The organism is uncultured Tateyamaria sp. (assembly GCF_947494755.1).
GTDB lineage: Bacteria > Pseudomonadota > Alphaproteobacteria > Rhodobacterales > Rhodobacteraceae > Tateyamaria.
The window spans coordinates 25695-52297 of sequence record NZ_CANLVZ010000018.1 but is presented as its reverse complement, the minus strand read 5'-3'; the positions used below and the strand labels follow the sequence as shown (position 1 = coordinate 52297).

26 protein-coding genes are annotated in these 26603 nt (G+C 61.4%); 10 read left to right on the top strand and 16 right to left on the bottom strand.

Annotation, left to right across the window (positions count from 1 at the left end; translation table 11 throughout):
• Positions 1-3 precede the first annotated feature (3 nt).
• The 6 genes from Q0908_RS18015 to Q0908_RS17990 form a co-directional block, all read right to left on the bottom strand.
• Complete coding sequence (locus Q0908_RS18015) at positions 4-891, bottom strand: NAD(P)-dependent oxidoreductase (RefSeq protein ID WP_299287867.1); 888 nt, start codon at positions 889-891, stop codon at positions 4-6.
• Positions 888-1814: a phytanoyl-CoA dioxygenase family protein gene (locus tag Q0908_RS18010; protein WP_299287865.1), complete on the bottom strand. Its 927-nt coding sequence runs from the start codon at positions 1812-1814 to the stop codon at positions 888-890. Before Q0908_RS18010 ends, Q0908_RS18015 begins: the two co-directional genes overlap by 4 nt.
• Positions 1790-3289, bottom strand: coding sequence for a UxaA family hydrolase (locus tag Q0908_RS18005; RefSeq protein WP_299287863.1), 1500 nt, complete (start codon positions 3287-3289; stop codon positions 1790-1792). The genes Q0908_RS18010 and Q0908_RS18005 overlap by 25 nt, the downstream gene beginning before the upstream one ends.
• Positions 3290-3299: 10 nt before the next feature.
• Positions 3300-5021 (bottom strand): TRAP transporter large permease subunit, encoded by a 1722-nt coding sequence (locus Q0908_RS18000; protein WP_299287861.1) that lies wholly within the window; start codon positions 5019-5021, stop codon positions 3300-3302.
• A 3-nt stretch (positions 5022-5024) separates the two neighbouring features.
• Positions 5025-5870: a TRAP transporter small permease gene (locus tag Q0908_RS17995; RefSeq protein WP_299287859.1), complete on the bottom strand. Its 846-nt coding sequence runs from the start codon at positions 5868-5870 to the stop codon at positions 5025-5027.
• Positions 5871-5968: 98 nt separating this feature from the next.
• On the bottom strand, positions 5969-6988 hold the full coding sequence (locus tag Q0908_RS17990) for a TRAP transporter substrate-binding protein (RefSeq protein WP_299287856.1): 1020 nt from the start codon (positions 6986-6988) through the stop codon (positions 5969-5971).
• 197 nt (positions 6989-7185) lie between these two features.
• Between Q0908_RS17990 and Q0908_RS17985 the strand changes: the two genes are divergently transcribed.
• Positions 7186-7842 carry a GntR family transcriptional regulator gene (locus Q0908_RS17985; protein ID WP_299287853.1) on the top strand — a complete coding sequence of 219 codons (657 nt, stop codon included), beginning with the start codon at positions 7186-7188 and terminating at the stop codon, positions 7840-7842.
• Positions 7843-7852: 10 nt separating this feature from the next.
• On the opposite strand, the gene Q0908_RS17980 is transcribed toward Q0908_RS17985, so the two are convergent.
• The 3 genes from Q0908_RS17980 to Q0908_RS17970 are packed head-to-tail and all read right to left on the bottom strand — an operon-like array spanning position 7853 to position 10133.
• Positions 7853-8290 carry a cytochrome c gene (locus Q0908_RS17980; RefSeq protein WP_299287850.1) on the bottom strand — a complete coding sequence of 146 codons (438 nt, stop codon included), beginning with the start codon at positions 8288-8290 and terminating at the stop codon, positions 7853-7855.
• Positions 8287-9243, bottom strand: coding sequence for a D-erythronate dehydrogenase (gene denD, locus Q0908_RS17975; RefSeq protein WP_299287847.1), 957 nt, complete (start codon positions 9241-9243; stop codon positions 8287-8289). Before denD ends, Q0908_RS17980 begins: the two co-directional genes overlap by 4 nt.
• Positions 9240-10133, bottom strand: coding sequence for an NAD(P)-dependent oxidoreductase (locus tag Q0908_RS17970; protein ID WP_299287951.1), 894 nt, complete (start codon positions 10131-10133; stop codon positions 9240-9242). Before Q0908_RS17970 ends, denD begins: the two co-directional genes overlap by 4 nt.
• A gap of 100 nt (positions 10134-10233) precedes the next feature.
• Between Q0908_RS17970 and Q0908_RS17965 the strand changes: the two genes are divergently transcribed.
• Genes Q0908_RS17965 through Q0908_RS17945 form a run of 5 tightly spaced genes read left to right on the top strand, consistent with a single transcriptional unit; the run spans position 10234 to position 15639 of the window.
• Positions 10234-10977, top strand: coding sequence for an SDR family oxidoreductase (locus Q0908_RS17965; RefSeq protein WP_299287844.1), 744 nt, complete (start codon positions 10234-10236; stop codon positions 10975-10977).
• On the top strand, positions 10974-12773 hold the full coding sequence (locus tag Q0908_RS17960) for an IlvD/Edd family dehydratase (RefSeq protein ID WP_299287840.1): 1800 nt from the start codon (positions 10974-10976) through the stop codon (positions 12771-12773). The genes Q0908_RS17965 and Q0908_RS17960 overlap by 4 nt, the downstream gene beginning before the upstream one ends.
• Positions 12774-12783: 10 nt before the next feature.
• Positions 12784-13626, top strand: a complete 843-nt coding sequence (locus tag Q0908_RS17955) for a fumarylacetoacetate hydrolase family protein (RefSeq protein ID WP_299287837.1) — start codon at positions 12784-12786, stop codon at positions 13624-13626.
• Positions 13619-14554, top strand: coding sequence for a 2-hydroxyacid dehydrogenase (locus tag Q0908_RS17950; RefSeq protein ID WP_299287834.1), 936 nt, complete (start codon positions 13619-13621; stop codon positions 14552-14554). Before Q0908_RS17955 ends, Q0908_RS17950 begins: the two co-directional genes overlap by 8 nt.
• Positions 14551-15639: a mandelate racemase/muconate lactonizing enzyme family protein gene (locus Q0908_RS17945; RefSeq protein WP_299287831.1), complete on the top strand. Its 1089-nt coding sequence runs from the start codon at positions 14551-14553 to the stop codon at positions 15637-15639. The genes Q0908_RS17950 and Q0908_RS17945 overlap by 4 nt, the downstream gene beginning before the upstream one ends.
• A 35-nt stretch (positions 15640-15674) precedes the next feature.
• Here the strand turns inward: Q0908_RS17945 and Q0908_RS17940 are convergent, their stop codons facing one another.
• Genes Q0908_RS17940 through gpmI form a run of 3 tightly spaced genes read right to left on the bottom strand, consistent with a single transcriptional unit; the run spans position 15675 to position 19663 of the window.
• Complete coding sequence (locus Q0908_RS17940) at positions 15675-17015, bottom strand: S41 family peptidase (protein WP_299287828.1); 1341 nt, start codon at positions 17013-17015, stop codon at positions 15675-15677.
• A 6-nt stretch (positions 17016-17021) separates the two neighbouring features.
• The gene (locus tag Q0908_RS17935; protein ID WP_299287825.1) at positions 17022-18155 is read right to left on the bottom strand and encodes a peptidase M23; all 1134 of its coding nucleotides are present in this window, start codon (positions 18153-18155) and stop codon (positions 17022-17024) included.
• Positions 18152-19663, bottom strand: a complete 1512-nt coding sequence (gene gpmI / locus Q0908_RS17930; RefSeq protein WP_299287822.1) for a 2,3-bisphosphoglycerate-independent phosphoglycerate mutase — start codon at positions 19661-19663, stop codon at positions 18152-18154. The genes Q0908_RS17935 and gpmI overlap by 4 nt, the downstream gene beginning before the upstream one ends.
• 85 nt (positions 19664-19748) lie before the next feature.
• On the opposite strand from gpmI, the gene Q0908_RS17925 reads away from it, so the two are divergent.
• From Q0908_RS17925 to polA, 4 genes are all read left to right on the top strand, one after another.
• Positions 19749-20249 (top strand): DUF3291 domain-containing protein, encoded by a 501-nt coding sequence (locus Q0908_RS17925; protein WP_299287819.1) that lies wholly within the window; start codon positions 19749-19751, stop codon positions 20247-20249.
• Between the two features lie 146 nt (positions 20250-20395).
• Positions 20396-20878, top strand: coding sequence for a DUF1203 domain-containing protein (locus tag Q0908_RS17920; RefSeq protein WP_299287816.1), 483 nt, complete (start codon positions 20396-20398; stop codon positions 20876-20878).
• A gap of 69 nt (positions 20879-20947) precedes the next feature.
• The gene (locus Q0908_RS17915; protein WP_299287813.1) at positions 20948-21127 is read left to right on the top strand and encodes a zinc-finger domain-containing protein; all 180 of its coding nucleotides are present in this window, start codon (positions 20948-20950) and stop codon (positions 21125-21127) included.
• A 126-nt stretch (positions 21128-21253) separates the two neighbouring features.
• Positions 21254-24046, top strand: a complete 2793-nt coding sequence (gene polA, locus Q0908_RS17910) for a DNA polymerase I (protein ID WP_299287809.1) — start codon at positions 21254-21256, stop codon at positions 24044-24046.
• A gap of 12 nt (positions 24047-24058) precedes the next feature.
• On the opposite strand, the gene Q0908_RS17905 is transcribed toward polA, so the two are convergent.
• The 4 genes from Q0908_RS17905 to Q0908_RS17890 form a co-directional block, all read right to left on the bottom strand.
• Positions 24059-24286, bottom strand: coding sequence for a DUF2798 domain-containing protein (locus Q0908_RS17905; protein ID WP_299287806.1), 228 nt, complete (start codon positions 24284-24286; stop codon positions 24059-24061).
• A gap of 77 nt (positions 24287-24363) precedes the next feature.
• Positions 24364-25116, bottom strand: coding sequence for a TIM barrel protein (locus Q0908_RS17900; protein ID WP_299287803.1), 753 nt, complete (start codon positions 25114-25116; stop codon positions 24364-24366).
• 35 nt (positions 25117-25151) lie between these two features.
• Positions 25152-25853 carry an SDR family NAD(P)-dependent oxidoreductase gene (locus Q0908_RS17895; protein WP_299287800.1) on the bottom strand — a complete coding sequence of 234 codons (702 nt, stop codon included), beginning with the start codon at positions 25851-25853 and terminating at the stop codon, positions 25152-25154.
• Between the two features lie 143 nt (positions 25854-25996).
• A complete protein-coding gene (locus Q0908_RS17890; protein ID WP_299287797.1) occupies positions 25997-26572 on the bottom strand; it encodes a DUF1285 domain-containing protein in 576 nt (191 codons plus the stop codon).
• Positions 26573-26603: the final 31 nt, after the last annotated feature.

Here is a 26603-nt window from a genome sequence, read left to right as displayed (position 1 = left end):
GATCTACCCTTTGAAGCGGTCCGCGTAATAGTCGACCATCTGCGACACCATATCGTCAGCCCGCCCATTGTCGCGCGCATCCTGCAACGCGCCAAGGGCGCATCTGGACATGACCGACTCCACCCCTGCATCCGATGCCATCTGCGCATAGTATCCGACATCCTTGGCCGCGTTCTTGATCGCAAAGGCCAACTGGTTCGGGTCGCCATCCACGCCGTAGCCTTTGACGAAATCCATCATGCCGGACTTGAGCGGCCCGGCGGCCATCACGTCGTAAAGGTCCTTGCGCGGCACTCCGGCCACGTCCGCCATCGCAAAGGCTTCGGCCATGGCGTTGGCCACAGTCATGCCGAAGAAATTGTTGATCAGCTTGATTGTGTGCCCAGACCCAAGCGCGCCGAGGTGAAAGACGTTTTCGCCCAGATCGTCCAGAACCGGGCGCACCTTGGCAAACGCATCCGCATCGCCCGCGCACATGATGTTGAGCAATCCATCGACCGCGTGGGACGGCGTGCGGCCCAAGGGAGCGTCGAGGAAATGGCCACCGGTAGCGGCGACCTCCTCCCCCAAAGCGCGCGTAGAGCCGGGCAGTGACGTGCCGAAATCAATCACAACTGCACCCGGTTTCAGTCCCGCAATCACGCCATCATCGCCGCGCATCCGTGCCTCGACATTGTCCGACGTGTCCATGCACAGCATGACGATATCGCTGGCGGCGGCGACATCTTTGGCGGTCATCGCCTCTTTTGCGCCACGCTCAACCGCGCGATCCACATAAGTCCGGGTCCGGTTCGCAATCACCGTCAGGTCATAACCCTGATCCTGCAGCCGCCCAACCATTGCACCGCCCATCAGGCCCAGGCCGATGAAACCGATTGTGGGTTTGCTCATGTCGTTTCCTCCTGTGCGGGAATGGTGTCGAAGGCGCGTGTCTTCAGCCCCTTCTGGATTTCATAGATCGAGATCGGCACATCCGGCTGCGGTTGCGGGATACGGATCGGGATGTCTTTCAGGCGCGGGGTCAGCGTCGGCTCGCCGCACAACATCCGCGAATCGTAGTCCGCGATCCCGTCCCATTTTGTCATGCTGCCCATGATCGGAAAGGCGTCCGCCGCCATCATTTCATAGAACAAAATGCGCCTGGATCGGTCCGACGTGTTAAGTGCGGAGCCATGCACGATCCGCCCGTGATGGATGCTGACCGACCCGGCGGGCCCGGTCAGTTGCACTGCGTCCTCAGGGTTCAGGCCGTTCTCGTCGGGCAGCATCGCGCCCGCAAAGACCCCATCGACATGGTGGTCATACACCGGCCCCTTGTGCGAGCCGGGATAGACCATGAGCGGCCCGTTCTCGGGTGCCATGTCATCGATGCAAATTCCGATCGCTAGGATGTCGTCATTGGTATGGGGATAGAACGCATAGTCCTGATGCCATTCGACCGCCGCGCCATAGCCTGCGGATTTCATGTTCAGCTTGGTGGTGTGCAGCCGCAGATTCGGTCCGATCAGGTCACGCGCGGGCGCAAGCACATGGTCGGAATACATCAACTCGCGCATCACATCCGAAATGGTGTGGGGCAGCTTGATCCTCCGCAGGCGCGGGTTTTCAGCCGTGTGGCTGTCTTCAAGGTCAAGGCGATCATTGCTGGCCGTCATGGTGGCGGCCTCCGCCTCGAACCGGGTGATTTCATCGCGGATTTTGGTCAGCCACTCGGGTGGGATGCGGTTCTCCAGCAGCAGGTAACCGCGGGCTTCGAAGTGGTCTTTCTGCGCAGCACTCAGGCATTCCATCACATCACCGCTCCGATCTGCCATGGGACAAATTCGTAGTCGCCCAGGCCTTGCGCTTCGGATTTGGTCTGCTCTCCGGATGCGACGCGCAGGAACATCTCGTAGATCTCGCGCCCTTTCTCTTCGAGCGACACCCCATCGCTCAGCATCGCGCCCGCGTTCACGTCCATGTCTTCGGTCATGCGGGTGTACATGTCGGTGTTCGTCGCCACTTTGATCGTCGGCGCGGGCTTGGACCCAAAGGCCGAGCCGCGCCCCGTGGTGAAGCACACGAGGTTGCAACCGCCCGCGATCTGGCCGGTCACGCTGGCCGGGTCATAGCCGGGGCTGTCCATGAATGTGAAGCCACGCGCCCGCACGACTTCCGCGTATTTGTAGACCCCGGTCAGCGGCGTCGTGCCCCCCTTGGCGGCCGCCCCAAGCGATTTTTCGAGGATCGTGGTCAGCCCGCCCGCCTTGTTCCCCGGACTTGGATTGTTGTCCATCGAGCCGTTGTTGCGCTTGGTGTAATCCTCCCACCAGTGGATCAGCCCGAGCAGACGCTCGCCCGTCTCGCGATCCGCTGCCCTTGCCGTCAGCAGATGCTCCGCCCCGTAAATCTCGGGTGTTTCGGCCAAGACTCCAGTGCCACCTTGAGCGACCAACAGGTCGGTGGCGTAGCCCAACGCGGGATTTGCGGTGATGCCCGACCACGCGTCCGACCCGCCGCATTGCAAGGCCACTTTCAACTCCGATGCCGGGCACTGTGTCCGCACCGCCTGATCAGCAAGCGGCAGCATGGCGGCGACCTTCTCGATCCCCTTTTCAACCGTCTTGCGCAATCCGGCAACCGACTGGATGTTCATCGTCTGAAACAGCGGCCCCTGTTTGAGCCCCCAGGCGTCAAGCAGCCAGTCGATCTGGTTCATCTCGCAGCCCAAGCCGACCATCAGCACCCCTGCGTGGTTGGGATGGCGGGCATAGCCCCACATGACGCGCTGCAACGCCTCGAACCCGTCCCCGGAATCGGCCATGCCACAGCCCGTGCCATGCACAAAAGCGACGACGCCGTCCACGTTGGGATAGTCGGCCATGATGTCGCGTGTGAAATGGGCGGCGATCATGCGCGCCGCCGTTGCAGAACAGTTCACCGATGTGACGATGGCGATGTAGTTGCGCGTGCCAACCGATCCATTCTCGCGCCGATAGCCCATGAACGTGTCGCCCGTCGCCTCAGCTACCGGGCGCAGGTTGCTGCCGAATTCGTACTCAACGTCGGTCGCGCGAAATTCGACGTTGTGGGTGTGGACATGGTCGCCCGCGGCGATGTCCTGCGCCGCATAACCGATCACCTGCGCGTATTTGCACACGGGCACGCCCTTGGCCATATCGACCGTCGCGATCTTGTGCCCCGATGGGATCAGCGCGCGGGTCTCTGCACCCTCAATTGTGACCCCGACCTGCAAGGCGCGGGTTGCGGTGACAACCGTGTCAGTGGGATCAAGGCGGATAAACTCCATTGCCCGCGCTTTATAACAGGATCGAGATGATCGGCGGATAGATCAGCAGCACCGACAATGCGAGCAACTGGATGCCGATGAAGGGCAGGAATCCTTTGAAGATATCCGTCAGGCTGATGTGCGGCGGGGCTACGGACTTGAGGTAAAAGGCCGCTGGCCCGAAGGGTGGAGACAGGAAGCTGACCTGCATGTTCATGCAGAACACCACCCCGAACCAGATCGCCACGTGGCGCGGGTCCAACTCACCGAACATCCCGATCTCGTCAATGGGCAGTTTCTGGACGATGGGCAAAAAGACGGGGATGATCAGCAACACGATACCGACCCAGTCCATGAAGGCGCCCATGAACAGCAGGATCAGCATCATCAGCGCGATGACCAGCATCGTGGGCAACTCTGACCCGACAATGAAGTCCGCCACGTAAGTAGGACCGCCCGCGATGGTATAAGCTCCGGCAAGGGCAGTCGCCCCGATGGTTACCCACACAATGGTGCCTGTCGACTTGAGGGTCCGCATCAGCGAATCCCATACCAGTTCCACCGACGCTTCGCCGCGCAGCAACGCGATCACGAAGACCGCCATGGCGCCCATGCCAGCAGCTTCGGTGATGCCCGTGATCCCGCCATAGATCGACCCCAGCACGACGCCGATGACCACCATGGGCGGCACGAGGCCCTTGCCCATGGCCCAGCCGGTCGCGGTGCGCCCGCGTCCGAAGGCAAAGAAGGCCAGCACCATGCAGACCGCGAACATGCCCGCAAAAATGCCGATATACTCCGCCGTGCCCCAGAACGCTGCATCGCCCGTATTGGCAGCGTTGGACCCCGAATATTCAAAGAATGCTGCCCGCACGAACAGGGCAGCGGTGAACCCGGCCACAACGACGTTCATGAAGGCACCGAACAGCGCCCATTTCTCGCGGCCTCTCGGTTGGGATTCGAGGTCTGCCTTTTCGGCCATCAATGCGCTGTGCTCAGCCTGTTCGGACTGCGTCTTGTCCGTGATCGCATCAAGCTCTCCGAGCCGTTTGGCGATCCGCTCTTCGGGCAGGGGCGCGTCCTCGGGTTTCAGCGTCGTGCGGATGATGATGTAGATGATGATGAACGAGGCCAGCATGAACCCCGGAATGAAGGCGGCTGTGAACAGCGCCTTGATCGAGGTTTCCGTGATCAGCCCGTAGATGATCAGAACGATGGACGGCGGGATCATGGTGCCAAGCGAGCCGGATGCACAGATCACCCCGATGGCGAGGTTCTGATTGTAGCCGAGTCGCAGCATCTGCGGCAGCGCGATCAGGCCCAGCAGAACGACTTCGCCGCCGATGATCCCCGACATCGCGGCCATGATCACAGCCATGATCGACGTCACGATGGCGATCCCGCCACGGGTGCGGTTCAGCCAGACATTGAGCGACGTGTACATCTCCTTGGCGATGCCCGAGCGTTCGAGCAGGGCGGCCATGAAGATGAATAACGGAATGGATATGAGGACGTAACTGGTTAGGACATCCCCGTATATGCGTTGGGGCAGGATATTGAGCGGGCCCGTGCCCGGCCGCCCAGTCAGAATTCCGTCACCCCACAGGGTCGGGTTCAGCAGTAAGGCCGGTTCGAACTTCATGACCAGCACGACCACGGCCATGAAGGCCGAGGCAAAGCCAAGCGGCATCCCGATGGCCAGTAGGAGGATCAGCCCCAGCATCAGGACAAGTGAGATGGTTCCGACGTCCATGGATTACTTCCCTGCCACTTGCGCCTTGATGCGCTCGATTTCTTCTTCGTCGAGGTCTTCGCCACCATAGTGGACCTCTTCCTTGTTCCAGTCCGAGATCAGGTTGACGACGGCCTGCAGCGCCACGAGCGAGACGATGAACAACACCATCGGCTTCATAGTGGCGGGAATGGGTGGGTCGAAGGCCGTGCCGAATGTTTCCCATCGGTAGAATTTGGCGAAGGCCTCACCGTAGCCGCCATAGACAAGGAAAAATGCAAACAGCACGATCAGCGTGGTCGAGATCGTGTCGAACACGCGCTGCACCCATCTCGGCACGGCGTCGTAAAGCAGGACGATGCGGATGTGGCTGCGTTGCTGCATCGCGTAGAGGCCCGAACACAGGAACACGAAGCCGGCAAGCCACAGTGACATTTCATTGGCCCAAAGTGTCGGGGCCTCGAAAACGTAGCGCAGCAGCACTTCGTACAGCATGACGCCCGTCAAAAGCACAATCAGCATCATGGTGACGCGGCCAATAAAAACAGCCAGGCGGTCGGCAGGTCTCCAGCTTTCAAATTCCATACCGGCGCGACGCACGGTGCGCATTCCTAGATAGGCGGTGAGCGGTATTCCGATGAGCGCGAGCCAGTCGATAATATCTGCAAAACCACCAAATAGCCCGCTCATCTCAGCGGTGACGTCGTTGCGTTTGAACAGTGCGGACAGTTTATCAAACTGCGATGCATCAGCAGGAGGATTGAAATCCAGGATGAAGGCAGGTGCGTGCCATGTGACCCATCCAGCGCATAAAATGAACGCCAATGGTACAAGCCACTCGACCATAGAGCCTGAGCGCAACTCCATCATGAAATCCCCCATGTTCTGGCTTGAAGTGACCGCGCCGCGGTGGTGCTGGCACAGTCGGGCGATCAAGGGCGGTCACGCCGCCCTCGATACTGATTGATTTAGTCCAGCAACCCGAGTTGACGCAGGTAAGCGCTGTGGCTTTCCACCAAGGCAACCGCCTCGGGCGTCGTCGCGTATTCGGTCCATGCCGACTGGGCCGCTTCGCGGAACACTTTCAGATCCTCATCGGACCACGTGTGGATTGTCACACCCTGCTCCTTGAGCTGCGCAAGCGCTTCGGTGTTGGCGACCTCTGTCTGCAAAGCAGTGCGCAAGGCCAGGCTTTCCATACCGACACGAAGGATACGCTGATGCGACTCCGAAAGGCCATCAAACACGGCTTTGTTGCAGGTCAGGTGGTCCGACGGCATCGAGTGGAAGCCAGGATAGTTGGCATGTTTGGCGATATCGTACAGACCCAGACCCACGTTGTTGGCAAGGCCCGACGCATCCGCGCCGTCGATGATACCCGTCTCCAGAGCGGTGAAGATCTCGGTGAAGTCCATGACGATGGGCGAGGCGCCGAGCTTTTCGAAGATCACCGTTTCCATGCCGGGGGGCGAACGGAACTTCCAATCCTTAAGGTCTTCGAGACCACCGATGGGACGTGTCGAGGCAAAGCTTTCCTGACCATAGACCCACCAGCCGATCAGCTCCATGTCGTACTTGTTGTAGAGCTCTTGGGCCGCATCAAGGCCACCACCATAATACAACCACGACAGCTGCTGGTAGGGTGTCGCGTAGCCGCCCATGATGTCGCCGACGAACTGGAATGCGGGGTTCTTGCCGGTCTGATAACCGCCGCCGTGCATCTCGCAATCCAGAATACCGCTTGCCGCGGCGTCGAACCCTTCGACTGATTTAACGACCGATGACGACCAGAACATTTCCAATTCCAGCGACCCGTCGGACATGGTCGCGATGTTGTCCATAAAGGTCTGGATCAGCTGACCCGAGTTGGATTCAGGGGCGTAGTGCGTTTGAACCCGAAGTTTCGTGGCGTGGCCGTCCGCCATCGCACCGGATGCCGCAAGTGTTGCAGCGGCGGCGACGGATGCCGCCTTCTTTAAGAATGTCATGTTTTCCTCCCAGACATGTTGGCACGCGCGCGGTCGAGGTCTTGTGCTACGATTGGCGCGCTGTAGAGGAAGGCTATGCGCAGATGTTCCACACGACAACAAAAAAATGAAATTCGCCTAAATTTCGAGATTTTGATGGAATTTCGGAATTTCGTGTCCTAAGGTTGAGCCACTTTCCGCATCAAGTGGCCTGCCCAATGTCCTATGACACCGACATCTACAACGCTCTGCGTCATCGCTTGATGACCAACGGATTCGAGCATGGGCAAAAAGTCCGCGCCGAGCATCTGCGCATTGAGTTCGGGTGCTCTGCCAGCACCATTCGCGAGGTCCTGTTCCGACTGTCCACCATTGGTCTGGTCGAATTTCGGGAACAGCGGGGGTTCCGGGTCCCCGAGCAATCGCGCGCCCTGATCCACGAATTGACCCATCTACGTGTCTTGCTTGAGGCCGAAGGCACCGCCATGTCGATCCGCCGCGGCGGCGTCGCGTGGGAAGCCCGCCTGACAGCCGCGCATCACCAACTCAGCCACCTCGAAATGCGCCTGCAAAGCGCGCAGGATACCGCCCCCTTCATCGATCTCTGGTTTGATGCCGAACGGCAATTCCACGAAACGCTGATCTCGGCTTGCGGGTCTGATGCGCTGCGCGATACGCATCATCAAGTCTATTGCCGGTTCCGCCAGCAGTTGATGATCGAGGACCGCGCATTTGACTTCATTTCGGAAAACATCCGGCAGCATCAGCAGATTCTGGATGCGGCCATGGCCGGGGACGAGGCACTGACCCGCCATAAAATCCATGACCATCTTGCGCGTCATCTGATGGCGGACGTGGAGCGTGAACCGGCCTGAACCGCGATACCTATTCGCGGTAGGCCTTGTGACACGCCCGGCAGGTCTCGCCCAAAGCCGCGACAGCCGGGCCGAGGTCTTGGGGCTCTTGGATGGATGCAGAGAGGTCGGTGGCGACCGTTTCCATGTGCATCGACTTGGCCATAAAATCGCTGAAATTGTCCCAAATCTCCGGCTTGGCCTCGGACTTTGGGTCCATCTCGAAAGCGGTGAACAACTTCGGCGTCTGCGCGGCGTATCCGGCAATCGCAAGTGCTGCGGCGCGCGCGGCATCACCATCAAACGGGATCTGCCCCTTGGCCATATCGCCGATGACCTTCATGTTCTCGCTGATCCCGCTCATCCCCATCATGCGCTGCATGACGGCGGCATTCTTGACCCCGGAATGGGCCAGTGCGATCCCACTTGTCGCGGTGATGAACCCCACCGCAATAACGCTCCTCGTCATCGCTGCAAATCCTCTTCGATATAGACATCCACGATTTCGCGGAACGACCCTTCGGCCTTGAAGCCCAGGGACGTCGCCCGGTCGGGTTGGAAATCGCGCGGCCAGCCTTGCACGATCTTCGCGATGGCCGGGTCCGGCTTGGATTTGATCAGCGCAACCACATTGTTCCCCGCGACGTCCCGCAGCGCCTCGATTTGCTCGGCCACGGTACAACTGATCCCTGGCAGGTTCAGTGCGCGCCGCCCGTCCAGCCGGTCCGTATCCAGTCTGGCCGCATGGGCCAGGAACCCGGCGGCAGACCGGGGCGAGGCGTGCCAGTGCCGTACCGTATCAGGGACCGGCAATACCGCCTCTTGGCCATTCAGCGGCTCGCGGATGATCCCGGAAAAGAACGACGAGGCGGCAAGGTTCGCCTTACCCGGCCGCACGCAGATCGTAGGCAGGCGCAGCGACATCCCGTCGATGAACCCCTTGCGGGAAAAGTCCTGCACCAGCAACTCGCAAGCCGCCTTTTGCGCGCCATAGCTGGTTTGGGGAGATTGCAGAAACTCGTCCGTGATCTTTTCGGGGTACGGCCCACCGAACACCGCAATGGACGAGGTGAAGATGAGGCGCGGCACGTAGTCCCCACCGCTGGCACGGTGCTGCGCGCGCAAGGCCTCAAGGAAATGCCACATTGGCCAAAGGTTCGTCTGCCAGCCCAGATCGAAATCGGTTTCCGCTTGCCCCGACACGATGGAGGCGAGGAAGTAGATCGTGTCGAACCGCTCCGCCGCCAGTGCAGCGCCTTCGGCAGCCACCGAAAGGTCGCCGATGCGCCGGTCAGTCCCCGCACCACCTTCGGGGAAAGCGATGTCGTGCAAGGTCAGCGCGATGTCGTCGTCATCTTCCAGCCGATGTGCCAGCTTCTGCCCGACCATGCCGCCGCCGCCAAGGATGAGAACCCGTTTCATGCGACCATCCCGTTGCGCGCACGCAACTCAAGATAAAGGCCAGAATGGTCCTTGTCCGCCCCATCCATATCCTCAACGAAATGAGCGAAGCGATCGCGCACCCCTTGGGTCATGGGCAGGGACAGGTCGACCGATTCGGCTTCGGCCAGAACGTTATCCAGATCCTTGAGCTGGAATTTCGAGAGTCCGCCAGGTTCGAAATTTCCGGTTGTCATGCGTTCGCCATGCTGTTGCAGGATGGTGCTGTCGGCGAACCCGCCTTTCAGCGCCGCGCGCAACGCCGCCGGGTCCGCGCCACCTTCCTCAGCCAGCAACATCGCCTCGGCCACTGCCCCGATGGTCACAGCCACGATGGTCTGATTGCACAGTTTGGAGAGTTGCCCGGTGCCGGACGGGCCCACATGCACGGGGCGTCCCATCACTTCGAGGATTGGCGTGGCGCGGGCAAATTCATCCGCCCCCCCGCCGACCATGATGGCGAGCGACGCGCCCTCGGCCCCCTTTGTGCCACCGGACACCGGCGCATCCAGATGGGTCACACCGACCTTCGCCAGCGCATCGGCCTGCGCGCGCGCCTCACCGGGTTTGGTAGAGGACATGTCGATCCAGAGCGCCCCCCGTGTCAGCCCTTCGGCAACGTCATTGACGACGGACAAGACAGTTGGCCCGTCGCTCATCATCGTGATGATGACATCGGCGTCCGCGACGGCCTGAGGGATGGTATCGGCCACCTGCGCGCCGACCTCGGCCAGCGGGTCCGCCTTGGCGCGCGTGCGATTCCACACCGTCACCGGCACCCCCGCCCGCGCAAGGTTGCGCGCCATCGGAAAGCCCATCAACCCGGTCCCGAGCAGGGCCACTTTTTCGAACGCCATCGCGCATCCTCCCATTTTGTCGTGACGGCTGGTCAACAGTTCCGCCATGTCCTACGCTGACACCAAAACGCAGGCCACGGGCCAGCGCAACACCTGATCAGGATGGGGGGATCACATGGGCCGTTTGGACGGAAAGCGCGCGCTTGTGACAGCGGCGGGCCAAGGGATAGGCCGGGCGAGCGTGATGGCGATGGCCGCCGAGGGCGCGCAGGTCTTTGCCACGGACATCAACGCCGAATTGCTGAGCGACATGCCGGCAGGCGTCGAAACCTATGTGCTCGATGCGATGGACGACACGAGCATCCGCGCCGGAATCGAACACGCGCAACCCGATGTGTTGTTCAACTGCGCAGGCTTCGTACATCACGGCTCGGTCGAGGCAGCGACAGATGACGAATGGGATTTTGCCTTTGATCTCAACGTCCGCTCCATGTTCCGCACGATGCGCGCGGCCTTGCCGGGCATGGTGAAACGCGGCACTGGCTCAATCATCAACATGTCGTCGGCCTGCTCGTCCGTGATCGGCGCGCCCAACCGCTTTATCTACGGCACGACCAAGGCCGCAGTCATCGGCATGACCAAATCCGTGGCTGTCGACTACGTGAAGACCGGCGTGCGCTGCAACTGCATCTGCCCCGGCACTGTCGAAAGCCCAAGCTGGCATGACCGCGTCAAAGCCCTCGGTGAAGAGGTCGGCAGCTACGAGGCGGCGCTGGAACAATTCGTGTCGCGCCAGCCCATGGGCCGCGTGGCCACAGCAAACGAAATCGCCGCCCTTGTCGTCTACCTTGCGAGCGACGAAAGCGGCTTTACCACCGGACATCCCCATATCATCGACGGAGGCTGGTCAGGACAATGACCCGTAAAATTGGAATAGAAGACCTGCGGTCGCGCAAGTGGTTCATGAACCCGGACAACCCGGAGATGACCGCGCTGTATCTGGAACGCTACCTGAACTACGGCCTGACGCGCGAGGAATTGCAGTCGGGCAAACCGATTATCGGAATCGCGCAGACCGGCAGTGATCTCTCGCCCTGCAACCGCCACCACATCGAGCTTTCCAAGCGGGTGCGTGACGGGATCATCTCAGCGGGTGGGACCTGCATCGAGGTGCCCGTGCATCCCATTCAGGAAACCGGCAAGCGGCCCACGGCGATGCTGGATCGCAACCTCGCGTATCTGTCGCTGGTCGAGACCCTTTTTGGCTACCCACTAGACGGGGTCGTATTGAACATTGGCTGTGACAAGACCACACCTGCCCTGCTGATGGCAGCCGCCACGGTCAACATCCCGGCCATCGCCCTGTCCGTCGGTCCGATGCTCAACGGCTGGTTCCGGGGCAAGCGCACCGGGTCGGGCTCCATCGTCTGGCAAGCGCGCGAGATGATGGCCAAGGGCGAGATCGACGAGGAAGGTTTCATGGAACTCGTCGCCTCCTCGGCCCCCTCGGTCGGGTATTGCAACACGATGGGCACCGCGACCACGATGAACTCGCTGGCCGAGGCGTTGGGCATGCAACTGCCCGGTGCCGCCGCCATTCCCGCGCCCTACCGCGAGCGCGGGCAGATCAGCTACGAAACCGGCAAACGCGCGGTCGAGATGGTGTGGGAGGACCTGCGCCCTTCCGACATCATGACCCGCGAGGCCTTCGAGAACACCATCGTGATCAACTCCGCCATCGGCGGGTCGACCAATGCGCCTATCCACCTCAACGGGATCGCGCGGCATCTGAATGTGCCTCTGAACAATGACGACTGGCAATCGGTCGGGCATGAGGTCCCGCTCATCGTGAACATGCAGCCCGCAGGCGAATATCTGGGCGAGGATTACCAGCACGCGGGCGGTGTGCCTGCGGTCATTGGCGAGTTGATCGCGGCTGACCTGCTGCCCCATCCGGATGTAATCACCGCCAACGGCAAGACCATGCGCGAGAATTGCGGGCACGTGCGTAGTGAGGATACGAAGGTGATCCGCAGCGTGTCCGATCCGCTCAAGGAGCATGCCGGGTTCATTAACCTCAAGGGCAACCTGTTCGACAGCGCGATCATGAAAACATCTGTCATCTCGCCGGATTTCCGCGCGCGCTATCTTTCCAATCCGGACGATCCCGAGGCCTTTGAGGGCCGCGCGGTGGTGTTCGACGGACCCGAAGATTTCCACCATCGCATCGACGATCCCGCCGAGAACATCGACGAAAACTGCATCCTGTTCATGCGCGGTGCGGGCCCCAAGGGCTATCCCGGCGGGGCCGAGGTCGTGAACATGCGCGCGCCCTCCTATCTGCTGAAAAAAGGGATCGCCGCGCTGCCTTGTGTGGGCGACGGGCGCCAGTCGGGCACATCCGGTTCTCCCTCGATCCTGAATGCCTCGCCTGAAGCGGCAGATGGGGGCGGGCTGGCCCTACTGCAGACCGGCGACCGAGTGCGGATCGATCTGAAGAAATGCACCGCTGACATGCTGATCGAAGCGGAGGAACTCACCCGCCGCTCAGTCGCGCTGCAAGAGGCTGGCGGCTATGCCAGTCCCGAAAACCAAAGCCCGTGGCAAGAGATTTTCCGGGACCGCGTGGGCCGCTTTGACGAAGGGATGACCCTGCGCGGGGCGGACGCCTACCAAGACATTTCGCGCAAGCACATGCCGCGCGACAATCACTAAGGACCAGAAGATGAAGCTAGTAAGATACGGTGCCGTAGGTAGCGAACAACCGGGGATGATCGACGGCGACACGCTGCGCGACCTTTCGGGTGAGATTGACGATGTTACGGGCGCAACGCTGGACGACGCGACGCTCGATCGGTTGCGCACGCTTGATCCGGCCACCCTGCCCGAGGTCAAAGGCAACATCCGCCTCGGGCCCTGCGTCGGCAGCTTTGGCAAATTCCTGTGCATCGGCCTCAACTACTCAGACCATGCCGCCGAAACCGGTGCGGCGATCCCCGAACACCCCATCCTGTTCTTCAAGGCGAACTCGGCCATCGTCGGCGCGCATGACGATGTGGTCATGCCGCGCGGCTCGACCCATACCGATTGGGAAGTCGAGTTGGGCGTCGTGATCGGCACTACCGCTAAGTACGTCAGCAAGGGAAACGCGCTGGACCATGTGGCAGGCTACTGCGTGGTGAATGACGTGTCCGAACGGCATTTCCAGACCCAACTGACCGGACAATGGACCAAGGGCAAATCCTGCGACACCTTTGGCCCTACGGGTCCGTATCTTGTGACGCGCGACGAAATCCCCGACCCGCAGAACCTTGCCATGTCGCTGGATGTGAACGGCAAGCGGATGCAGACCGGCAATACGTCGACCATGATCTTTACCGTCGCCGAGATCATCGAACACCTGAGCGGGCTGATGACGCTGCACCCCGGTGACATCATCACCACAGGCACCCCTCCGGGTGTCGGCATGGGGATGAAGCCGCCCACCTACCTCAAGGTCGGCGACGTGATGGAACTCGAAATCGAAGGGCTGGGCCGCCAGCGTCAGGAAGTGAAAGAAGATGCATGACCTGCTGCAAATCGGGGGCATCACCGACGCGATGCGCGATCGCCTGACCCCGCATTTCACCATCCACAAACTGAGCGATGGGGACTATCCTGGCGAGGCGATCACCCATATCGCCACCAACGGCCATGATGGCGTGCCCGCCGATGTGATGACCGCCTGTCCCAATCTCAAAATGATCAGTGGCTATGGTGTCGGCTATGACGCGGTAGACACCGATGCCGCGGTCGAGCGCGGCATTTTGGTCACCCACACCCCCGACGTGTTGAATGCGGAGGTCGCGACAACCGCGGTGATGCTGATGCTTACAAGCTACCGCAATTTTCTAGCCGACGAAGCGCATGCGCGTTCGGGCAATTGGGAGGCAAACGGCAACGCGCCTCTGTCGCGCAGCGCGGACAACCGGCGCGTCGGTATCCTCGGACTGGGGCGGATCGGGCAGGCGATTGCGGACAAGCTCGCGCCCTTCAATCCCGAGATCCACTATCACACCCGGACCAAGAGAGACGTGGACTACACCTATCACGACACGCTTCTTGGCATGGCCGAAGCGGTGGAGGTGCTGATCTGCATCACACCCGGTGGTCCGTCGACGGACAAGATCGTCAATGCGGATGTGATGGCGGCATTGGGGCCTAATGGGCTGCTGATCAATGTCTCGCGCGGGTCTGTGGTGGATGAAGCGGCTATGGTCAGCGCGTTGGAGACGGGCAAGCTCGGCTATGCGGCCCTCGATGTGTTCGAGGCGGAGCCAAAGATCCCGGATGCGCTGAAATCCATGACCAACGTCATCCTCCTGCCTCATGTCGGGTCGGCCACGCATGAGACGCGGGCTGCGATGGGTGATCTCGTCGTCGACAACCTGCTCGAGCACATCAAGACGGGCAAAGTGCTGACCCCTGTGCCGGAAACGGCGCATCTGAATACATGAGCGCGATCACGTCCGTTACCGCGCGCCTCTTCGAGGTGCCTCTGGATGAGGTGTTGGTGGATGCCAAGCATGGCGACCATTTCCACTTTCATCTGGTGACGGCCACGGTCACGCTGGCGGATGGGCGGACGGGCACCGGCTATACCTACAATGGCGGGCGGGGCGGGCACGCGACGGCGGCCATGATCGCCCACGATCTGGCCCCGTTTCTGATCGGTCAGGATGCCGAAAACGTCGAGGCGCTAACGGAAGCGATGGACTGGCACATGCACTATGTGGGCCGGGGCGGCATCCTTAGCTTTGCGATCTCGGCGGTGGACATCGCGCTGTGGGATGCGCGCCTGAAAGGTGTAGGGCAGTCGCTCGTCAAGGCGGCGGGCGGCGCTTCGGATCGGTGCAAGGCCTATGCGGGCGGCATCGACCTGGGCTTTGATCTGCCCAAGCTGCTCGACAGCATTCAGGGCTATCTGGATCGTGGCCACAACGCGGTCAAAATTAAGATCGGCCAACCGACACAAACCGAGGATGTGGCCCGGATCAAGGCCGTGCGGGATCTGATCGGGCCAGAGGCCACGTTCATGGTCGATGCAAACTATTCCATGACCACGGATCAGGCGATTTCGATGGCCAAAGCGATTGCGCCCTACGACATCACCTGGTTCGAGGAGCCGATCCTTCCGGACGCCTTCGAGGACTACGCCGCAATCCGGGAGGCTTCGGGCATGCCTGTGGCGCAGGGCGAAAACCTGCACACGATGCACGAATTTGCGCGCGCCCTGCCGTATGTGGATTTCATCCAACCGGACGCATCCAACTGCCTAGGAATCACGGGGTGGTTGCAGGTGGCCGAGATGGCGCAAGTGCACGATGTGCCAGTGTGCAGTCACGGAATGCAGGAATTGCACGTCTCGCTGGTGTCATCTCAACCCCATGGCGGCTGGCTCGAAGTGCACAGCTTTCCGATTGATCGCTATACGACCCGCCCTCTCGTGATCGAGGATCATCTGGCGGTCGCGCCCGATGTACCAGGGATCGGGGTGGAGTTCGACTGGACCAAGCTGACCCCTTTCGAAGTCGCGCTGTGATGTAGGGTGGGCGATATCGCCCACCCCGTTAAAACTCAGTCTTCGGGGCCAAGCGCGTTCAGCCCCTTGAGGATGTCGATGGCATAGGCCAGCTGGTAGTCCTCTTCTCGCAGTTCGGCAGCCGCTTCGGCCTTTGCGCGGTCCTCTTCGATCTGGCGGATTTCATCCTCGCTCAGCGAGTCATTGTTGAGCGAGCCGCGCAGATCTGCCTCGGAACGCTGACCAACCGCGCTTGCCGGTTCGTCCTCTTCCTCGGTTTCAGGGGCGCGCCGCGGCTGTTCGACCACGATGTCGGGGCTGACGCCAAGCGACTGGATCGACCGGCCCGAGGGCGTGTAATAGCGCGCGGTGGTCAGGCGCATCGCACCTTCGCCGCGCAACGGCATCACCGTCTGCACGGACCCCTTGCCAAAACTCTTGGTGCCAACGACGATGGCGCGGCGGTGATCCTGCAAGGCACCAGCGACAATCTCGGAAGCCGAGGCAGAACCGCCATTGATCAGCACGACGATGGGTTTGCCTTCTGCCAGATCGCCCGGGGTGGCGTTGAACCGATCCCCGTCCGCCGGGTCACGGCCGCGGGTCGATACGATCTCACCCTCTTCCAAGAAGGCATCCGACACCCGGATCGCCTGGGTCAGCAGACCGCCGGGGTTGTTGCGCAGGTCGATGACAAATCCGTTGACCGCATCCATGCCACCCAAGGCTTCGACCTCTTCCTGCAATTTGGAGATCAGATTGGGGGTCGTCTTATCGTTAAACGTGGTCACACGCATAACGACCGTATCGCCTTCGGTGCGGCTGCGGACAGCCTGCAATTCGATCGTATCGCGGATGATGGACACATCGAAGGGTTCAGTCTCGCCTTCGCGCACCACGGTGATGATGATTTCCGAGCCGACCGGGCCGCGCATCCGCTCGACCGCTGAGTCGAGTGTCAGGCCCAACATGCTGTCGCCGTCCACATGGGTGATGAAGTCACCCGCCTCAATCCCCGCTTCGGCGGCGGGAGTGCCGTCGATGGGCGAGACGACCTTGATAAAGCCCTCTTCCTGCGTGACCTCGATCCCGAGGCCACCAAATTCGCCGCGGGTCTGCACCTGCATAGCCGCTGCGTCATCGGGGGACAGATAGCTGGAGTGCGGATCAAGCGAGGTCAACATGCCGTCAATGGCCGCCTCGATTAGCTCGCTCGGTTCGACGTCTTCGACATACTGGCTGCGAATCCGCTCAAAGATGTCGCCAAACAGGTCGAGCTGTTCATAGACGCTGCTGTTGGCCGCACTTTCCTGCGCCAGCAACGGCCCTGCCACCTGCGTGGTGGCGATGACGCCAGCCAGTGTACCGCCCACGGCGGCCATGACGAATTTCTTCATTCTGTTCTATCCATCCTTGTCGGTGCTGAACCATTCAAGCGGGTCCATTGGCACATTGTCCTGTCTTACCTCTATATAGAGCGTTTCCGACGCCGCAGCGCTACCCCCATCACCACCAGTTGATGGCACGTCTGCGGAACCTTGCCCCGGCAGCCCTCCCATCAGGCCCAATGGCGTGTCTGCGGCGATGATCTGACCGGTTTCCCCATAGGTAACGCCCATACCCGCCAGGACAAACAATGTGCCCGGGCGTGGCTCCAGAATCGTGACGTTCCCGAAGTCGAGCAATGGGCCCACATAACGGATCGTCGCGGCGGTTGGCGATGCGACAAGCGCGCCCGGGCGGGTGGCCAGCAAAATGCCGGGGCGCGTGATCCCGGCGGCGTCCGGTTCACCCGCGCGACGCAGGATCAGGCCGCGTGCAGGGGCGGGCAGGTTGCCGATCTGATCGTCGATGCTGGGCGGGGTCCAGCCTGCATCATCCGTCGCGATACTGGCCAGCCCACTCGAAAACGCGTCCAGCGTTTCAGCAGAGGCGATCAGGATCGCGGTGCGCACAGGATCCGAGGTAAAACGTTGGGGCAGGTCGGTGCGCTCTGCCATCGCCTGATTCAGCGCGGCGCGTGCGGTCTGCACTTCGCTCAGGCCCGTTTGCAGTTGCGCGGCGGCCTGCGTTTGCAAAAGGCGCAGGTCCGTAACGTCCGAAAGGTCCCGGCGCAGGGTTTTGGCCCTCTGGTTCAGCGCCGGGGTTAGTTCAGCAAGCAACATGCCCGCACGCGCCGTTCCGTTGGGGCCACCCGGATGCAGGAACGCGGTCGGAGAGTCACCAGGGGTCAGCCGCTGCAGAACGGCCAGCAATTGCACGATTTCCGCATCGCGCGCGGCCAATTGCCCGCTGAGCTGCGCCTCACGGATTGCCGCACGGCGCAAACCAGCCCGCATGGCCGACAATCCCGCCTCATAGGCTTGCACGGTTTGGGTCAGCGCACGCACCCGGTCCCGCGCGCTGTCCGCCTCCGTCAACTGGATCGACGCACTTTCAAGCTGCGCCCCCGCCTCACGTGCCAGCGCGCCCGCGTCCTCTTGGGCGGCAGCAGACACAGCCATCAGGCAAGCAATAAGGGCCGCAAGATACCTCATGCAATCAGGCTGTGCCCCGTCATCTCAACCGGTTTTTCCAGCCCCATCAACTCAAGCAAGGTGGGGGCCAGATCGGCAAGCCGCCCTTCGTTCAGTTCACCTTCGGCCCCGATCAGTGCAACGGGGACAAGGTTTGTCGTGTGGGCCGTGTGCGGCGCGCCAGTGTCGGGATCAATCATGGTTTCGCAATTGCCGTGATCCGCGGTCAGGATCATCGCGCCACCCGCCGCTTCAAGCACGGGCAGCACGCGGGCAAGGCCCCGATCCACCGCTTCGCACGCCGCAATCGCGGCCTTCAAATCGCCGGTATGGCCCACCATGTCCGGGTTCGCGTAATTCACCACGATCAGGTCATAGCCCGCCTCGATCGCTTCGATGAAGCGATCCGTGACCTCAACCGACGACATTTCGGGTTGCTGGTCATAAGTCGCCACAGATGGCGATTTGGGCATTGCACGGTCTTCGCCTTCTTCGGGCGTTTCCTGCCCCCCGTTCAGAAAGAAGGTCACGTGCGGGTATTTTTCGGTCTCGGCAAGGCGGAACTGGCGCAGGCCCGCCTTGGCCACCCACGCCCCGAGCGTGTTCACGATTTCGGGCTTGGGATAGACGGTGCCCATGTACGCCTGATGGGCCTGGGAATAGTCCGCCATCCCGATCAACCCGGCCCAATCGGGGCGACCTTCCAGCTCAAACGCCTCAAAGGACGGATCGCCAAGGGCGGCCATGATCTCGCGCGCGCGGTCAGCCCGGAAGTTCAGGCAAAACAGCCCGTCCCCGTCCTTGGCCCCCTTATATCCGTCCATGACCGTGGCCGGGATGAACTCGTCCGTGGTGTCGTTGCCATAAGCGGCCTCGACCGCGGCAAAAGGGCTTTTGGCCACACGCCCCTTAGCGGCGACAATCGCGGCAAAGGCGCTTTCGACGCGGTCCCACCGGTTGTCGCGATCCATTGCGAAATAGCGACCCGTAACGGTCACAACCCGCGCACCCGCAGGCAGCTCAGCATTCAAATCCGACAGGTATGTTTCCGCCGACTTCGGGGCAACATCGCGCCCATCCGTGATCGCGTGGATCAGCACATCAACGCCCGCATCGGTGCAGGCCTTGGCCGCAGCGACCATATGCGAGATATGCCCGTGCACCCCGCCGTCAGATACCACCCCAAGCAGATGGGCGCGCCCGCCCTGCTCTTTGATCGCAGCGATCCAGTCGTTGAGGGGGTCATTGTGGAAAAAGCTGCCGTCTTCGATAGCCAGATCGATCTGGCCGAGGTCCATCGCCACCACCCGGCCGGCGCCGATATTGGTATGGCCGACTTCGGAATTGCCCATTTGCCCGTTGGGCAGGCCCACATCAGGCCCGTGGGTGGTAAGGGTCGCGGTTGGGCAGGTTTTCATGATCCGTCTGAAGGTTGGCGTTTCGGCCAGCGCCGGTGCATTGCCATGCGTCTCTTTGCGCAGGCCCCACCCATCAAGAATACACAGAACAACCGGTTTTGAGGGTGCCATTTGCCAATGAACCTTTATTTGCAGCGTCTCGGGCTTTCTACCGTGCTATATCAGGCTTGGAAAGAAGGTTGGGGGCGAGCAACAGTTGGCCGACGCGCAGAAATACACGCTGGTTCACATGAATGTGGTGCGCCCCGTGGGGCCCTTCAACGCAGGCCACTCCAACGCCCAGTACTTTTTCCGCCAGTTGCCGCTGGTTTTCGCTCAGGCCAAGGCGGATGGTGACCTGTTCTGGCACGCCCACGGGGCGCGGGCACCGGATGGACAATACCTCGAGATGGACGGAATTTTGGCGCAGGACACCCGCGATACTCACGAGAATTTGCACATCATCACCATGGCCGGATGGCGGGACGTGAAGGCGATGCACCGCTTCACCTATCGCGAGCCATTGCATGTCGAGGGGATGCGGACCTTGCGCGATTGGGTGGATCGCTCGGACGGGGCGACGATGGTGATGTGGTGGGTTGTCCGCGGCACCCGCGTTTCGCTGAACGAGGGTTGGGAGAGGCTGCAGAACTTGCGCCAGAACGGCGCATCCAAGGACGCCTTTTCGTTGCAACAACGGTTTGCTGCACCGGAGTGACTTGGGCTGCACGGGTTTCCCGATTTGCTGCATGCCACGACCCTCCGCGATTTTTTGGTCGACACAGATAGGAAGCCGCATCTTTCGGGTCGTGCAGCGGGTCGTCGGTGCCCACGATAGACCCGTTGATCTTGAAAGGACCTGAGATGCCCGTGTTCACTGCACTACCTTCTGACATTGTCGCCGCTTACCGGGCAGGGGGCCCCGATGCCTTTGGTAATCCACCAGAACGCGCGGTCAGTGACGGGGACGGCAATCCCTGCCGCCATTGTCTTTGTGATATTCCCGCGGGCGCGCCGATGCTGGTATTGGCGCATAAACCGTTTGCGGGCACGCACCCCTACGCCGAGGTTGGCCCCATATTCCTGTGCGCCGAACCCTGCACGCGCGGCGGTGGTGGTGCTGAGCTGCCGCCGATCCTCACCACTTCGCCGGATTACCTGATCAAGGGCTATTCCGACGCGGATCGCATCGTCTATGGCACCGGCGCGGTTACCCCGACGTCCCAAATATCGGCTCGTCTTGATCAGATCTTTGCCAACCCCGATGTCGCCTATATCCACGTCCGCTCGGCACGCAACAATTGTTATCAGGCTCGCGTGGATCGGCCTGTGGATGCTGACGACTAGGGACTTGTCTGCCTGCCCCCCTTGGCCCATAAACGCGCCTGCACCGCGCCACAGCCAAGGACCGCCCCCATGCCCATCGACGCCCCGGAAACCAAGACGGTCGACAGCACCCGCATCGCCTGTGACGGAGGCGAAGGTGCCTTGGGCCATCCCCGCGTCTGGTTGCAGATCCCCGAGGACACAGGCTGGGTGGAATGCCCCTATTGCGACTGCAAATACGTCCTCGCCAGTGGCCCCGCAGATAGCTGAGCAAGCCCACAGCGACCCTCAAAATCAAAAATATCGTGCGCCAGCAGGCGCGCCATTGGATCACGGCTGGCCCCTTGCCCTGCCCCGTGCCAAAAGAGGGGCGCAGCAGTAAGAGGGAGCGGCGCAATGGCACTTCAGTTCGGCAAGGGATGTCACCTGCATCTGATCGACGGCTCGGCCTTTATCTTTCGCGCCTACCACGCCCTGCCCCCGCTCACCCGCAAATCCGACGGCTTGCCCATCGGGGCGGTGTCGGGCTTTTGCAACATGCTGCACCGCTACGTCGAGGGTAACACTGGCCCCGATGCGCCAACCCATGTGGCCGTCATCTTTGACAAGGGCAGCCACACGTTCCGCAATGACATGTACGATCAGTACAAGGCCAATCGCGAGGCGATGCCCGAGGACCTGCGCCCCCAGATCCCGCTGACCCGCCAGGCCACCGAAGCCTTCAACATCGCCTGCAAGGAAAAGGAAGGGTTCGAGGCCGACGACATCATCGCCACCCTCGCCGTCCAGGCGCGTGCCGCCGGGGGGCGCTGCACCATCATCAGTTCGGATAAGGACCTGATGCAGCTTGTCGGCGACGGGGTCGAGATGCTTGATGCGATGAAGAACAAGCGCATCGACCGCGACGGCGTGTTCGAGAAGTTCGGCGTGTATCCCGACCGTGTCGTGGACGTGCAGGCGCTGGCCGGGGATAGCGTGGACAACGTGCCCGGCGCGCCCGGCATAGGGATCAAGACGGCGGCCCTGCTGATCAACGAATATGGCGATCTGGACGGCTTGCTCGACCGGGCCAGCGAAATCAAGCAACCCAAGCGCCGCGAGACCCTGATCGAACATGCCGACCAGATCCGGCTGTCCCGCCGCCTCGTGCAGCTCGACGCGGATATGGAACTGGACTTTACCCTAGACGATCTCGAGGTGCGTGACCCGATCCCCGATCACCTCATGCCCTTTCTGGCCGAGATGGAATTCCGCACCCTTACCAAGCGCATCGCCGAGCAGCTCAAGGTCGAGATGCCCGAGATCAAGGAGCCTGCCCCCGCCGCACCGGATGCGCCCGAGGCCCCCGGTTTCGACGACGCCATCTACGAGCATGTGCAGGACGCGCAAACCCTGCAAACATGGATCGACCTGATCTACGAGCGTGGATATGTGGCGATCGACACGGAAACCACCGGCCTAAATGAAATGACCGCCAGGCTGGTGGGCATATCGCTGGCCGTGAACCCCGGCCACGCCTGCTATATCCCGCTCGCCCACAAGCAGGGGGGTGATGATCTGTTCGGCTCGGATGAGCTGGCCGAAGGGCAGATGCCGCTGGATGAAGCGCTCACGATGCTCACGCCCGTACTGGAGGACGACAGCATCCTCAAAATCGGACAGAACATGAAATACGATGCCAAGATCTTTGCGCAGATCGGCATCACGGTCGCCCCTATCGACGACACCATGTTGATGAGTTACGCAATGCATGGCGGGCTGCACAATCACGGCATGGACACCCTGTCCGAACGCTATCTGAACCACACGCCCATCCCGATCAAACCCCTGCTCGGGTCTGGCAAATCGGCCAAGACGTTCGATCAGGTGCCCCTTGAGGACGCGGTGAAATACGCCGCCGAGGATGCCGATATCACCCTGCGACTGTGGCAGCATTTCAAGCCCCAGCTTCACCGCGCGCAAGTGACCAAAGTCTACGAAACGCTCGAGCGGCCCATGGTGCCCGTGCTGGCCGCGATGGAACGCTCCGGCATCAAGGTGGATCGCGACACGCTCAGCCGTATGTCCAATGCCTTCGCGCAGAAGATGGCGGGGCTTGAAGATGAAATCTATGAAATGGTGGGCCGCAAGTTCAATGTCGGCTCACCCAAGCAACTTGGCGAGATCCTGTTTGACGAAATGGGGATTGAGGGCGGCAAAAAGGGCAAGACCGGGGCCTATGCCACCGGCGCGGATGTGCTCGAAGATCTGGCGACCGAGCATGAATTGCCGGGGCGCGTGCTGGATTGGCGGCAGTTGTCGAAACTGAAATCGACCTACACCGATGCGCTGCAGGATCACATCAACGCCGATACGGGCCGGGTGCATACGTCCTATTCTATCGCAGGGGCCTCAACAGGTCGCCTCGCCTCGACCGATCCAAACCTGCAAAACATCCCGATCCGCACCGAGGAAGGGCGGCGTATCCGCGAGGCTTTCGTTTCCGAACCGGGCAAGACGCTTGTGGCGCTGGACTATTCACAGATCGAATTGCGCATCCTTGCCCATATCGCGGACATTCCCGAACTCAAGCAGGCCTTTGCGGACGGCATCGACATTCACGCCCTCACCGCATCCGAGATGTTCGATGTGCCGCTGGACGAAATGACGCCCGAGGTGCGACGTCAGGCCAAGGCGATCAACTTCGGGGTGATCTATGGCATTTCGGGCTTTGGGTTGGCCCGCAATCTACGCATCCCACGGGCCGAAGCGCAGGGCTTTATCGACCGCTATTTCGAACGCTTCCCGGGTATCCGCACCTATATGGACGACACTAAGGCGTTCGCAAAGGAACACGGCTATGTGCAGACCCTGTTCGGGCGACGCATCCACACGCCTGAAATCGCGTCCAAAGGCCCCCGCGCCGGCTTTGCCGCGCGTGCGGCCATCAACGCACCCATTCAGGGAACCGCGGCGGACGTGATCCGGCGCGCGATGATCCGCATGCCCGACGCGATCAAGGACCTGCCCGCCGCCATGCTGTTGCAGGTTCACGACGAACTGCTGTTCGAGGTCGAGGATGGTGCGGTCGACGATTTGATCGGGGTTGCCAAGGACGTCATGGAAAGCGCCGCCGATCCGGTGGTGCATCTGGACGTAAAGCTGATCGTGGACGCAGGGCAGGGCCAGAACTGGGCCGAGGCGCACTAGGCACCCGGCCCATCACTCTTTGATCGTCAGTGCGCCGACAATGCGGCGTGCAATCGGGGCGACCACCAGCACGATGGGAAAGGCAGCCGCCCAACTGGGCAACCACGCTCCGGTCCAAGCGCCAAAGAAGCCGCTGATCGGACCAAGTGTCAAAAACGTCGAAATACCCGAGACCAGAAACGACATCATCCCGCTCAGCAGAAAACCAAAGGCAATGTGGGCATAGCGGGCAGGGATCATCGGACCTATCCTATGTTGCGGATCAAGGGCAACGTACTGATGGGGTGCATCTGTGAAAAGTGCGTTAACGCACATGCTCAGCGCATCCAGCCGAGCCCGGTTTCCGTGTGGCCGTTGGGCGTGTATTCGGCACTGACCCAGCCCGCATAGTCAGACGCGTCAATCGCCTGAAACAGGGCCGGGAAATCAATCTGACCCGTGCCGGGAGGGGTCCGCCCCGGCCCGTCGCCAATCTGGATGTGGCGGATCAGCGGGGCCATCGCCTCAAAGGTACCCACGGGGTCGCCGGTGATTTCATAAGCATGGTAGCTGTCATATTGCAGGCCCAGATTGGGTGCGCCCACATCCTCGATAACCTCCGCCGCCAGGTCAAAGCTGTTCATGAAATAGCCCCGCTGTGCCTTTGGGTTTAATGGCTCCAACGTCAGGCAGAGACCTTCGGGCAGGGTCGCTGTCGCGCGTTTGAGGTTGTCGATCAGGGTGTCCTTCGCCTCGGGACCTTCCGCATCGCCGCTCATCACGTGGATGATGCCCGCGCCAAGGGCCTGCGCATACCGCACGGCGCGGCGCATATCGTAATCGAACCGCGTGGCACCGCCCGGAATGGCTGCGAACCCGCGCGCGCCGCCGGTGTAGTTCGGCCCCGGCGCGTTCAGCAGAACCATCTGTAGCCCGTTGCAGTTCAAGGCGGCCTGCGTGTCGGGCGCGGGCACATCATAAGGAAACAAAACCTCAACCGCCAGAAAGCCAGCCTCCGCCGCTGCATCAAAGCGATCCAAATAGGGCAATTCGGCCCACAGATGTGTCAGGTTGGCTGCGAAACGTGGCATCGCGGCACCCTAGCCGCGGTCGTGAACCAGCACCATCAAAACGTCTCGACCCATGGGCGCAACGTCAGTTCGTCCGACCAGGTCGACCGGTGCTGGTTGATCAGATGGAGATACCCTTCGGCAATCGCGTCCGGGTTCAACATCTTGTCCGTTCCATCGTCGGCACGCTCGGGCCGGTCCACATTTGCGATCCCGCCGTCGATGTTCACCCAAGCCACATGCACGCCCTTGGGATGCAACTCGCGCGCCATGGATTGCGCCAGACCGCGTTGCGCGAACTTGCCCATGGCGAAGGGCGCGGATTGGGCAAAGCCTTTGGTACCGGCCGATGCGCCCGTGAACAGGATGGTGCCCCGCCGCCCGTCCTCTTCGGGTTGATCCTGCATGCGGCGCGCCGCCGCCTGCCCCAGAAGGAACGACCCAAATGCGGTAATCTCGATGGCGCGGCGGACTTGTTCGGGGTCCAGATCGGCGACGGGGCCGCGTTGGCGGGCCGATGGGTTGTAGATCGCGACACGGACTGGCCCGTCGATGCTGTCAAACAAAGCGGCCACGTCGGCGGGCACACTCCCATCCATGGCAACGGCACGCGCCCTTGTTTCACTGACCAGATCAGACAATTTATCGGTGTTGCGCGCGCCCAGAACCAGATCATAGCCTGCGCCACTCAACCGACGTGCAACTGCGGCGGACAAGCCGCTGCCTGCGCCGATGATGACGGCTGTTCCATCGCTCATACACGATCCCTCACTGATATCGGACGGGCGGAGGACACCTCCGCCTTACAGGGCAATAGGTTCGGCGATTTGCGAGTACGATACCATATCCATCGGCGCACAGTCAGTTGTGCAGTGTAAGGCGCAGGTGTCCTGCGCCAGCCTCAGGGCAATTCGGCGGACGGTATGATCCGAAAGAACTGGCCACTGGACCAAACGCCGAACCAGCCGTCGTGATGTACACCCAGATCGACAAGCCGGTAAAAGCTCTTGCGATCGATCAGCGCCTCCAGATCGCTTCGGATCAGAATGTAGGGGGCTGGTTCGCCCGTCTCGGCGTCCCGGTGTACGCGGATGGGGTGGTCAGGACCGGCCACAGCCACATCGTCCACATGGGTGGTAAAGGTCAGCACTTGATCCGCGCCTTCCCCCTTGGACTCGAAATCCAACGCCACAAAAGGGGCGTCATCGACCGTGATCCCGACCTTCTCGACCGGGGTGACAAGGAAATACTTGCCCTCTTCCCGTTTCAGAATGGAGGAGAACAGCTTGACCAGACCAGGCCGCCCGATGGGCGTGCCTTCGTAAAACCACGTCCCGTCCCGCGCGATACGCATGTCCAGATCCCCGCAAAACGGCGGATTCCAGAGATGCACGGGCGGCAATCCGCGCGTTTTCGTGGCATTGATCGACGCCAAAAGCCCTTCGGCATCCGGTGTCACGCTTTTTTGTCCACTCATATCTTTTGCCATTCCCTCTGAGGGTAATAGG

Bases quoted from the DNA above. Each gene is read 5' to 3' on its own strand.
- Q0908_RS18015 (WP_299287867.1), bottom strand. From the start codon at position 891: ATGAGCAAACCCACAATCGGTTTCATCGGCCTGGGCCTGATGGGCGGT.
- Q0908_RS18010 (WP_299287865.1), bottom strand. From the start codon at position 1,814: ATGGCAGATCGGAGCGGTGATGTGATGGAATGCCTGAGTGCTGCGCAG.
- Q0908_RS18005 (WP_299287863.1), bottom strand. From the start codon at position 3,289: ATGGAGTTTATCCGCCTTGATCCCACTGACACGGTTGTCACCGCAACC.
- Q0908_RS18000 (WP_299287861.1), bottom strand. From the start codon at position 5,021: ATGGACGTCGGAACCATCTCACTTGTCCTGATGCTGGGGCTGATCCTC.
- Q0908_RS17995 (WP_299287859.1), bottom strand. From the start codon at position 5,870: ATGATGGAGTTGCGCTCAGGCTCTATGGTCGAGTGGCTTGTACCATTG.
- Q0908_RS17990 (WP_299287856.1), bottom strand. From the start codon at position 6,988: ATGACATTCTTAAAGAAGGCGGCATCCGTCGCCGCCGCTGCAACACTT.
- Q0908_RS17985 (WP_299287853.1), top strand. From the start codon at position 7,186: ATGTCCTATGACACCGACATCTACAACGCTCTGCGTCATCGCTTGATG.
- Q0908_RS17980 (WP_299287850.1), bottom strand. From the start codon at position 8,290: ATGACGAGGAGCGTTATTGCGGTGGGGTTCATCACCGCGACAAGTGGG.
- denD (WP_299287847.1), bottom strand. From the start codon at position 9,243: ATGAAACGGGTTCTCATCCTTGGCGGCGGCGGCATGGTCGGGCAGAAG.
- Q0908_RS17970 (WP_299287951.1), bottom strand. From the start codon at position 10,133: ATGGGAGGATGCGCGATGGCGTTCGAAAAAGTGGCCCTGCTCGGGACC.
- Q0908_RS17965 (WP_299287844.1), top strand. From the start codon at position 10,234: ATGGGCCGTTTGGACGGAAAGCGCGCGCTTGTGACAGCGGCGGGCCAA.
- Q0908_RS17960 (WP_299287840.1), top strand. From the start codon at position 10,974: ATGACCCGTAAAATTGGAATAGAAGACCTGCGGTCGCGCAAGTGGTTC.
- Q0908_RS17955 (WP_299287837.1), top strand. From the start codon at position 12,784: ATGAAGCTAGTAAGATACGGTGCCGTAGGTAGCGAACAACCGGGGATG.
- Q0908_RS17950 (WP_299287834.1), top strand. From the start codon at position 13,619: ATGCATGACCTGCTGCAAATCGGGGGCATCACCGACGCGATGCGCGAT.
- Q0908_RS17945 (WP_299287831.1), top strand. From the start codon at position 14,551: ATGAGCGCGATCACGTCCGTTACCGCGCGCCTCTTCGAGGTGCCTCTG.
- Q0908_RS17940 (WP_299287828.1), bottom strand. From the start codon at position 17,015: ATGAAGAAATTCGTCATGGCCGCCGTGGGCGGTACACTGGCTGGCGTC.
- Q0908_RS17935 (WP_299287825.1), bottom strand. From the start codon at position 18,155: ATGAGGTATCTTGCGGCCCTTATTGCTTGCCTGATGGCTGTGTCTGCT.
- gpmI (WP_299287822.1), bottom strand. From the start codon at position 19,663: ATGGCACCCTCAAAACCGGTTGTTCTGTGTATTCTTGATGGGTGGGGC.
- Q0908_RS17920 (WP_299287816.1), top strand. From the start codon at position 20,396: ATGCCCGTGTTCACTGCACTACCTTCTGACATTGTCGCCGCTTACCGG.
- Q0908_RS17915 (WP_299287813.1), top strand. From the start codon at position 20,948: ATGCCCATCGACGCCCCGGAAACCAAGACGGTCGACAGCACCCGCATC.
- polA (WP_299287809.1), top strand. From the start codon at position 21,254: ATGGCACTTCAGTTCGGCAAGGGATGTCACCTGCATCTGATCGACGGC.
- Q0908_RS17905 (WP_299287806.1), bottom strand. From the start codon at position 24,286: ATGATCCCTGCCCGCTATGCCCACATTGCCTTTGGTTTTCTGCTGAGC.
- Q0908_RS17900 (WP_299287803.1), bottom strand. From the start codon at position 25,116: ATGCCACGTTTCGCAGCCAACCTGACACATCTGTGGGCCGAATTGCCC.
- Q0908_RS17895 (WP_299287800.1), bottom strand. From the start codon at position 25,853: ATGAGCGATGGAACAGCCGTCATCATCGGCGCAGGCAGCGGCTTGTCC.
- Q0908_RS17890 (WP_299287797.1), bottom strand. From the start codon at position 26,572: ATGAGTGGACAAAAAAGCGTGACACCGGATGCCGAAGGGCTTTTGGCG.